Genomic DNA, 8,077 nt, shown 5'->3' on the forward strand with positions numbered 1-8,077 from the left:
GGTGAGGTGGCAAGCGCCTGCTCGCTTGCCCAGCCGTTCCCGTCTCAGCTGATGCGGGTGACCTAGGCAAACCAAGTTTAGCTCGGCCGTAGCTAGCCTTGCAGTGCAACGTAACTTTACGAAACCGCTTGCTAAGTGCGGTGAACGGTTACGTAAGGGGACTCACCTGAAGCCGAAGGTATGGTTACGGGGCCGACATAAGGTACTGACACTAGTGCAATTTTCACCTGATGTGCGTGGCGTACGCCTGCACCGATCAAGCATACTGGCGCTCCTTGTGGCATCAGTGTTTTGCTGGGCCTTGCTGTTGTTGGCATTCTCAGCGCTGACCTAAGTCGGCTGGTCTCGCTCACGTCTTTAGGGTCAACGTCAGGGGCTATTTGCCTGGGCTTCGTTACTACGGAGCAATTAGGCCGGTAGGGGATCAGCAGATCCTGGTGCGCTAAGCTCTTCCAACAGAGGCTGCACCATGGGGCTGCTCTTTAGTCGAACCCAGGTCAGGGCAACCGCGAGAGCGATGGCGGGCGCAATCCAAATCAGCAAAGCGATGATCCAGAGGTTCACGAACATTCTTCCTTTAGGTCCAAGCGGCACAGACGAGATACACCAAGTAGAGATTGCTGCAACTGCGAAGTGCGTGTTCGCAGTTGCGAGATTAACAAGTGGTGGATGACAGCATCTCCGGCCTTCGCCCGTAGCCGCTATCGGCGGAGGGGCGAATGAACCTGCTGAATGCGCTAGAGGCTCATTAAAATTTGCGCGTTAGAGCGTGTTCGCTGGGGGCACGGGTCCGGACTGAGCGCTATTGCCCTAGCTGCTCTCCGGACCCGACACCGCTTTCACTGGCAGGCCGTCGATCGCCGCTGCTAGCCCCAGCGAGTTCCGTATCGTTCCGTATGCCAGGCGCGGAAACCAGCTAAATCATTGAAAAGCTGGTGGAGCTGAGGGGAATCGAACCCCTGACCTCTGCAGTGCGATTGCAGCGCTCTCCCATCTGAGCTACAGCCCCGCGCCTTGGCAGCGCTCCCTTAGCGGCGCTTTGACGGGGGCGCAACGGCGCTTTGCACGCCCGTGTCGACCTTCCGCTTTCTGCCGTCTCCGCCCGGCGTTCCCTGCCCTCCAATGACCTTGCGCAGCCGGAACAAGGCCCTCGCCCTGCTCGTTTCCATAAGACTTCGCTCCGGGCATCCCTGCCCGCTGCGTGTCGATCTGTGGAGGAGTGGCAATGGCTTACGACCGGTACGACAACCGCCCCGGGAGGCGTGACGAGGGTCGCGATTACCGTGGGGACGGCGGCAACGACGACCGCGGCTTCTTCGAGCGCGCGCGGGACGAGGTCCAGAGCTGGTTCGGCGACGAGGAGGCCGAGCAGCGGCGCATGCACGACGAGCGGATGGGCCATCCGGGCTCCGATCGGTACAGCCGCGACCGCGATGACCGCGGCGGCTTTGCCGGCGGTGGACGCGAGCGGCACGACCGCGATGACCATCGCAGCGAGTATGGTGCACGCCCGGATCGGCAGCGCGACAGCGGCGGCGGCAGCTTCTTCGGCGGTGGTGGCGAGCGCGAGCGCTACCGAAGCGAGGACCGTAGCCGCAGCTTCGGCGGCGGCCAGTCGTCGAGCTTCGGCCGCGACCGCGACGAAGGCAGCTACCGTAATCAATACGGCCGCGGCTTCGGTGAAAGCGGCGGCTTCGGCGGCGGGCGCCCCGAGGGCAGCAATCGCTATCCGGGCTCCTACGGGCAGACCGGCGGCGGCAGCTTCAGCCCGCGCCAGAGCGGACGCGACTATCGGGACGACGACCGCTCCGACTTCGGCAACCAGTCGCGGGGCCGCTGGGGCGGCGGTGACGACGATGATCGATATCGGGCGACGAGTGGCGATCAAGGCCGCGGCGCGGGCAGCCAGCGCTCCGGCATGGGCGGGCAGGACTTCGCCCGCAGCCAATATGGTCGGCAGGACTTTGCCCAAGACCAGGATCGCGATCGCGGCGACCGCTACAATTACGGCGGCTGGGGCGACGACGACAGCCGTCGGCAGAGCTCAGGCAGGTCGGGCATGGGTGCGGCGGCGGCCGGAGGTGCAGCTCAGGCCGCCAGCCGCATCGGCGGGCACCACGACGAGCATTATTCGAGCTGGCGCCAGCGGCAGATCGACGAGCTCGACCAGGATTATGATGCCTATCGCCAGGAGCACCGGACCAAATTCGAGAACGAGTTCTCCGGCTGGCGGCAGCAGCGGCAGACCAAGCGGCAGATGCTGCAGGCGATCCGCGAGCATGACGAGGTGGTCGACCAGCATGGCGAGCACATCGGCGCGGTGGATAAGGTCCACGGCGACACGATCATTCTGACCCGGACCGACCCCGAGTCAGGCGGCGTGCATCGCAGCTTCTCTTGCTCGCTGCTCGAGCGGGTCGAAGGTGGCCGAGTTTATCTTGCCGGCACGAAGGAGACCATCCGCAGCCAGCTGCATGATGAGCGCGACGACGACCGCAACCGGAGCGGCGGCGGCGGGCTGCTAAGCGGGCTGTTCGGAACCAAGCGGGACGACGAGCGCGAAGAACAGCGTCGCGATCGCAACAGCCAGCCGCTCGGGACCGAGACCGGGCCGACGCAGAGCGGCGAGGGCCCGCACGTCCTCGATCGGAGCTTCTCAGGCACCTACGAGGATGACAACAAGAAGTCGTAAGGCGCAGGCCTGACGAAAGGAGGTCCGGCTGCCGCAGAGGTGGCCGGGCCTTTTCTTGTCTCTTCGTCGTCCCCGCGAAAGCGGGACTTAGGTTTGAGCAGGATGACGCCTTTATCTGGGTTCCCGCGTTCGCGGGAATGACGATACGGGAAGTAACAGCTACCCTTAGGAGACCCGCGCATGCCCCGAGCCTGGCACCTCAAGAGCCGCCCGAGCGGCATGCCGATTCCGGACAATTTCGAGCTGAAGGAGATCGACCTGCCGCCGCTCGGCGACGGGCTGGCCCGCGTGCGCAACCGCTGGCTGTCGGTCGACCCCTACATGCGCGGGCGAATGAACGACGTAAAAAGCTACGTGCCGCCGTTTGCAGTCGGGGCTCCGCTGGAAGGCGGCGCGGTGGCGGAGGTGGTCGAGAGCGACGCCGACGGCTTCGCACCGGGCGAGCTGGTGCTGCACATGGCGGGCTGGCGCGACGAGGCGGTGCTGCCGGCGGAGGCGCTGACCAAGCTTCCCAACATCCCCGGCGTGGAGCCGCAGGCGTTTCTAGGGAACCTCGGCTTGACCGGTGGAACTGCCTATTTCGGCTTGCTTACAGCGGCGCAGGCCAAGGCGGGTGACATCGTGTTCGTTTCCGCCGCGGCCGGCGCGGTCGGCTCGGCGGTGGTGCAGATCGCCAAGGCCAAGGGCATGACGGTGATCGGCTCGGCCGGCGGCGCGGAGAAATGCGAGTTCGTCCGCTCGCTCGGTGCCGATGCCGTGATCGACTACAAGGCCGGGCCGCTGGTGAAGAGCCTGGCCGAAGCGGCGCCGAAAGGGATCGACGTCTACTTCGACAATGTCGGCGGCGACCATCTCGACGCCGCGCTGGCCCACGCTCGTCGAGACGCGCGCTTCGCCATCTGCGGCATGATCGAGGGCTACAATGCCGCGGAGCCGATGTGCCTGCGCTACATCATGCGCGTGATCGCGATGCGGATCATGCTCAAGGGTTTCATCTACACCGATTACATGAGCCGCATGGGCGAGTTCTTCGGCGAGATGGGGCCGTGGGTGGCGAGTGGCCAGGTCAAGGGCCGCGATACGGTGATGGAAGGGCTGGAGCGGACGCCCGAAGCGTTCCTCGGGCTGTTCACGGGAGCGAACACGGGCAAGATGCTGGTGCGGGTTTAGCGGCACCCCGGCTTTGAGCCGGGGTGCGCCCTTCTTCTTCGCATTGCCAAGGAACGCAGACCCCGGAGTGGGCCCGGGTCGCTCATACCTTGCTGAAGTTACAGCTCGCCGGGTTGCCGCTCTCCAGGCCCGTGCGCAGCGCGTTCATCCGCTGCGCCGACGAGCCGTGGGTAAAGCTTTCTGGAACTACCGCGCCCTGCGCCTGCCGCTGCAGCGTGTCGTCGCCGATGGCTTCGGCCGCGCGCAGGCCTTCCTCGACGTCGCCGGGCTCCAGCGCGCGGGTGCCGTCGGGAGCTTTGGCGTTGGCCGCCCAGACGCCGGCGTAGCAGTCGGCCTGAAGCTCCACGCCCACCTGGATCTGGTTGCCCGCGGCCTCGCCGGCGCGCGCCTGCGCCGCCTGCGCCTTGTCGAGCGTGCCTTCGAGATTCTGGATATGGTGCCCGACCTCGTGCGCGATGACGTAGGCCGCCGCGAAGTCGCCGGGAGCGCCGAACTTCCGGGTCAACTCGCTGAAGAAAGTCGGGTCGATGTAGATGTTGCTATCGCTCGGACAATAGAATGGGCCCATGGCCGCCTGACCGGCGCCGCACCCCGTCTGGGTACCGCCCGTGTAGGCGACCAGCTTGGGTTCGCGGTAAGTCGTGCCGCTCTGGCGGAAGGCGTCCGTCCAGACCGCGTCGGTGCTCGACAGCACTGCCGGCAGGAAGCGCGTCATCTCGGGGCTGAGCCGCGACTGTCCGGACGCCTGCTGCGTGCCGGCGCCTCCGCCCGTCAGCAAGCCGCCGCCACCGCCGAGGCTCGACAGGGCGCAATAGCCGAGGCCGAGGATGAGCAGCCCAACGATGCCGAAGCGGCTGAGGATCAACGGGATCAACAGGCCCAGCATCCCCCCGCCGCCGCCCAGAATCGATCCGCCGCCGGACTGACCGGTGCGGTCGATGAAATCGCTGTCGTTGCCGTCGCCGAGCCGCATCCGCCTGATCTCCCTTGTGCCACGACAAATGCTTGGGCGAGCGTAACGGTTGCAATTGCGCGGCGCGCCCGCAACAGCGCGGCCAAGGAGGAACTCGCATGCTGCTGAACGACAAAGTCGCGCTGGTGACCGGCTCCACCTCGGGCATCGGCCTCGCCATCGCCCGGGCGCTCGCGGCGGAGGGGGCGCGGGTCATGCTGAACGGCTTCGGCGACAAGGCCGAGATCGAGGCGATCCGCGACGAGTTGGCCCAGCTCAGCGAGGATTGCGCGGCCTACTCGGACGCCGACCTGTCGAACCCGGAGGCGATCGACGCCATGATCGCCCAGTGCACGGACGAGCTCGGCTCGCCGTCGATCCTGGTCAACAATGCCGGCATCCAGCACGTCGCACCGGTGGACCAGTTCCCGGCGGAGAAATGGGACGCGATCATCGCGGTCAACCTGTCGGCGGTGTTCCATACCACGCGGCTGTGCCTGCCAGCCATGCGCCAGCGCGGCTGGGGCCGGATCATCAACACCGCCTCGGCGCACAGCCTGGTCGCGAGCCCGAACAAGGCGCCGTACGTCGCGGCCAAGCATGGGGTCGCCGGCTTCACCAAGGCGGTCGCGCTGGAGGCAGCGCGCGACGGCGTCACCGCCAATTGCATCTCGCCCGGCTACGTCTGGACCTCGCTGATCGAGGGCCAGATTCCCGATACGATGAAGACCCGGAACATGACCCGCGAGCAGGTGGTGAACGACGTCCTCCTCGCCGCCCAACCGACCAAGCGTTTCGTGGAGCCGGTGGAGGTCGCCAGCCTGGCGCTCTACCTGTGCCGGCCGGAAGCTGGGTCGATCACCGGCGCGAACCTCAGCATGGACGGGGGCTGGACGGCGCAGTGACCGGCGTCATTGCGAGCGCAGCGGATCGGAGAGGTCGCAAGGGCAAGCAATCCAGTTTTCTCCGAAGACACTGGATTGCTTCGACGCTACGCTCCTCGCAATGACGATGATGCGCTTCCTTCTGCTTGCCGCCATCCTCCCCCTCACCGCCTGCGTGGCGATGCGGCCTGGCGGCATCGTCGCCGGGGAGAGCCGGGACTGGCGGCAGGCGGTCACCACCGACGACCGCGAGCGCCTGCGCGGATGGCGGAACGCCTGGATGGAGGCGCTGCAACAGGCGCAGGCAGGCGGCTACGGCCCGCAGGTGGCGCAGCAGGGCGCGCTGCTGCAGCCGGACGCGGCCCTGCCCGGTCCCGCGATTCCCAACGGCACCTATCGCTGCCGCACGGTCAAGCTCGGGGCGGGGTCGGCCGGAATGCTGCCGTTCGTCGCCTACCCCGCCTTTTCCTGCCGGGTGAAGGCCGAGCGCGACCTGCAGGGGTTCGCCAAGCTCGGCGGGTCGCAGCGGCACGTCGGCCTGATCTTCCCGCACGATCAGCTGCGGGGCGTGTTCCTGGGTACGCTGGTGCTCGGCGATGAGGCGCGCGCGATGCAATATGGCGCGGACGCCGAGCGCGACCTTGCCGGCCATGTCGAACGGATCGGGCCCAATCGCTGGCGGCTGGTGCTGCCCCGGCCGCGGTTCGAGAGCTTGGTCGACGTGGTAGAGCTGGCACCCGCGTGAGGGCTGGACCCCGGCGTGCGCCGGGGTACAACGACAGGCATGAAGACTCTGCTCCTCGCTGCCGCCGCGCTGCTCGCCACGCCCGGCACCGCCGCCACCCTGCGCGAGGCGGTGGCCGCCGACATGCCGAAGCTGATGGCGCTCTACCGCGACCTCCATGCCAACCCCGAATTGTCGATGCAGGAGGTGCGCTCGCCCACCAAGCTTGCCGCCGAAGCGCGCAAGCTCGGTTTCAAGGTGACGGAAAAGGTCGGCAAGACCGGCGTGGTCGCGGTGATGCAGAACGGCGCGGGACCGGTGCTGATGATCCGCGCCGACATGGACGGGCTGCCGATCGTCGAGCAGACCGGCCTCCCCTTCGCCTCCAAGATCCGCGCCACCGCACGCTCCGGCGTGGAGACCGGCGTGATGCACGGCTGCGGGCACGACACCCACATGGCCGCCTGGCTTGGCACCGCACGGCGGCTGGCGGCGATGAAGGACCGCTGGTCGGGCACGCTGGTGATGATCCTGCAGCCCGGGGAGGAGACCGGCGAGGGCGCTCGCGCGATGCTGGCCGACGGGCTCTACACCCGCTTTCCCAAGCCCGCGACCGCGCTCGCCTTCCACGACGCGGCGGCGCTCCCGGCCGGAGTGATCGGGGTGACGCCCGGCTACGCACTCGCCAACGTCGATAGCGTCGACATCACGGTCAAGGGCGTCGGCGGGCACGGCGCCTATCCGCAGACCACCAAGGACCCGATCGTGCTGGCCTCGCGAATCGTCTCCACCCTGCAGACGCTGGTCAGCCGCGAGAACAACCCGGCCGATCCCGCCGTGGTGACGGTGGGCAGCTTCCAGGCGGGCGCCAAGCACAACATCATCTCGGACGAAGCCCGGCTGCAGCTGACGGTGCGCAGCTACACGCCCGAGGTGCGCAAGCTGCTGCTCGACGGGATCAAGCGCATCGCCCGCGGCGAGGCGATCGCGGCGGGCATGCCCGAGGACCGCATGCCGGTCGTGACGGTGCGCGAAGAAATGTACACGCCCTCGACTTTCAACACCGAGAAGCTGTCGAACCGCGCGCTTGAGCTGTTCGCCCAGATTTTCGGCCAGGAGCGGGTGGTGAAGACCCCGGCGGTGATGGGCGGCGAGGACTTCAGCCGCTTCTGGCTGGCCGACAAGAGCATCGAGAGCCTGATCTTCTGGGTCGGCGGCACCCCGGCCAAGCAGTACCAGGCGGCAGGCGGGGACGCGGCCAAGCTGCCGTCGCTCCATAGCCCATATTGGGCGCCCGATGCCGAGGCGGTGATCGGGACGGCGACGGAGGCGATGACACTGGCGGCGCTGGATGTGTTGAAGAAGGGGTGAGCGGCCACGGACGTGACGGCAACGCGGGTCTCCTGTCCGAACTCACGAAACACGGGTGGCCCAATCGCGAGCAACTGTCATGAGCATCTTGTGAGCTTTTCCTAACGGACGTCCCGCTACGGCTAATGTCCGCAATGGGTCGAAACCAGACATTTCGCCCATATGTCCGGGATGGGTGGAAAGCGGAAGTCGGAACTCAGATGAAGCTCGTCCCGCATTTGGTGCAATGGTCTCGAAGCGGCAGATGCACGCCGCCATACTCTTTGCCCCAAAAACGAGTCCAG

General features: G+C 66.9%; 7 protein-coding genes and 1 tRNA gene. 5 read left to right on the forward strand and 3 right to left on the reverse strand.

All coding sequences use genetic code 11. The features are described from left to right. Positions 1 to 933 precede the first annotated feature (933 nt). A tRNA-Ala gene (locus tag QZX62_RS07870) sits at positions 934 to 1,009 on the reverse strand. 216 nt (positions 1,010 to 1,225) lie between these two features. Here QZX62_RS07870 and QZX62_RS07875 point away from each other — a divergent pair. Together QZX62_RS07875 and QZX62_RS07880 are read left to right on the forward strand one after the other, a co-directional pair. Next, a complete protein-coding gene (locus QZX62_RS07875) occupies positions 1,226 to 2,692 on the forward strand; it encodes a DUF2171 domain-containing protein (protein ID WP_294173474.1) in 1,467 nt (488 codons plus the stop codon). Positions 2,693 to 2,872: 180 nt separating this feature from the next. Further along, on the forward strand, positions 2,873 to 3,862 hold the full coding sequence (locus QZX62_RS07880) for an NADP-dependent oxidoreductase (protein ID WP_294173476.1): 990 nt from the start codon (positions 2,873 to 2,875) through the stop codon (positions 3,860 to 3,862). 82 nt (positions 3,863 to 3,944) lie between these two features. Here QZX62_RS07880 and QZX62_RS07885 read toward each other — a convergent pair whose 3' ends face one another. Then, positions 3,945 to 4,835 carry a neutral zinc metallopeptidase gene (locus QZX62_RS07885; protein WP_294173479.1) on the reverse strand — a complete coding sequence of 297 codons (891 nt, stop codon included), beginning with the start codon at positions 4,833 to 4,835 and terminating at the stop codon, positions 3,945 to 3,947. Between the two features lie 98 nt (positions 4,836 to 4,933). Here QZX62_RS07885 and QZX62_RS07890 point away from each other — a divergent pair, with 98 nt between their 5' ends. From QZX62_RS07890 to QZX62_RS07900, 3 genes are all read left to right on the forward strand, one after another. After that, entirely contained in the window at positions 4,934 to 5,719 is a 786-nt protein-coding gene (locus QZX62_RS07890) for a 3-hydroxybutyrate dehydrogenase (RefSeq protein ID WP_294173481.1), read from the forward strand. Between the two features lie 106 nt (positions 5,720 to 5,825). Next, positions 5,826 to 6,443, forward strand: a complete 618-nt coding sequence (locus QZX62_RS07895; RefSeq protein ID WP_294173482.1) for a DUF4893 domain-containing protein — start codon at positions 5,826 to 5,828, stop codon at positions 6,441 to 6,443. 39 nt (positions 6,444 to 6,482) lie between these two features. Beyond that, positions 6,483 to 7,793 (forward strand): amidohydrolase, encoded by a 1,311-nt coding sequence (locus QZX62_RS07900; RefSeq protein WP_294173483.1) that lies wholly within the window; start codon positions 6,483 to 6,485, stop codon positions 7,791 to 7,793. Between the two features lie 42 nt (positions 7,794 to 7,835). Here the strand turns inward: QZX62_RS07900 and QZX62_RS07905 are convergent. Beyond that, positions 7,836 to 8,077, reverse strand: a 242-nt coding sequence (locus tag QZX62_RS07905; protein WP_294173484.1) for a hypothetical protein, incomplete at its 5' end; no start/stop codon positions are given.

It is taken from the genome of uncultured Sphingomonas sp., assembly GCF_902806265.1.
GTDB lineage: Bacteria > Pseudomonadota > Alphaproteobacteria > Sphingomonadales > Sphingomonadaceae > Sphingomicrobium.

Bases quoted from the DNA above. Each gene is read 5' to 3' on its own strand.
- QZX62_RS07880 (WP_294173476.1), top strand. From the start codon at position 2,873: ATGCCCCGAGCCTGGCACCTCAAGAGCCGCCCGAGCGGCATGCCGATT.
- QZX62_RS07890 (WP_294173481.1), top strand. From the start codon at position 4,934: ATGCTGCTGAACGACAAAGTCGCGCTGGTGACCGGCTCCACCTCGGGC.
- QZX62_RS07875 (WP_294173474.1), top strand. From the start codon at position 1,226: ATGGCTTACGACCGGTACGACAACCGCCCCGGGAGGCGTGACGAGGGT.
- QZX62_RS07900 (WP_294173483.1), top strand. From the start codon at position 6,483: ATGAAGACTCTGCTCCTCGCTGCCGCCGCGCTGCTCGCCACGCCCGGC.
- QZX62_RS07885 (WP_294173479.1), bottom strand. From the start codon at position 4,835: ATGCGGCTCGGCGACGGCAACGACAGCGATTTCATCGACCGCACCGGT.
- QZX62_RS07895 (WP_294173482.1), top strand. From the start codon at position 5,826: ATGATGCGCTTCCTTCTGCTTGCCGCCATCCTCCCCCTCACCGCCTGC.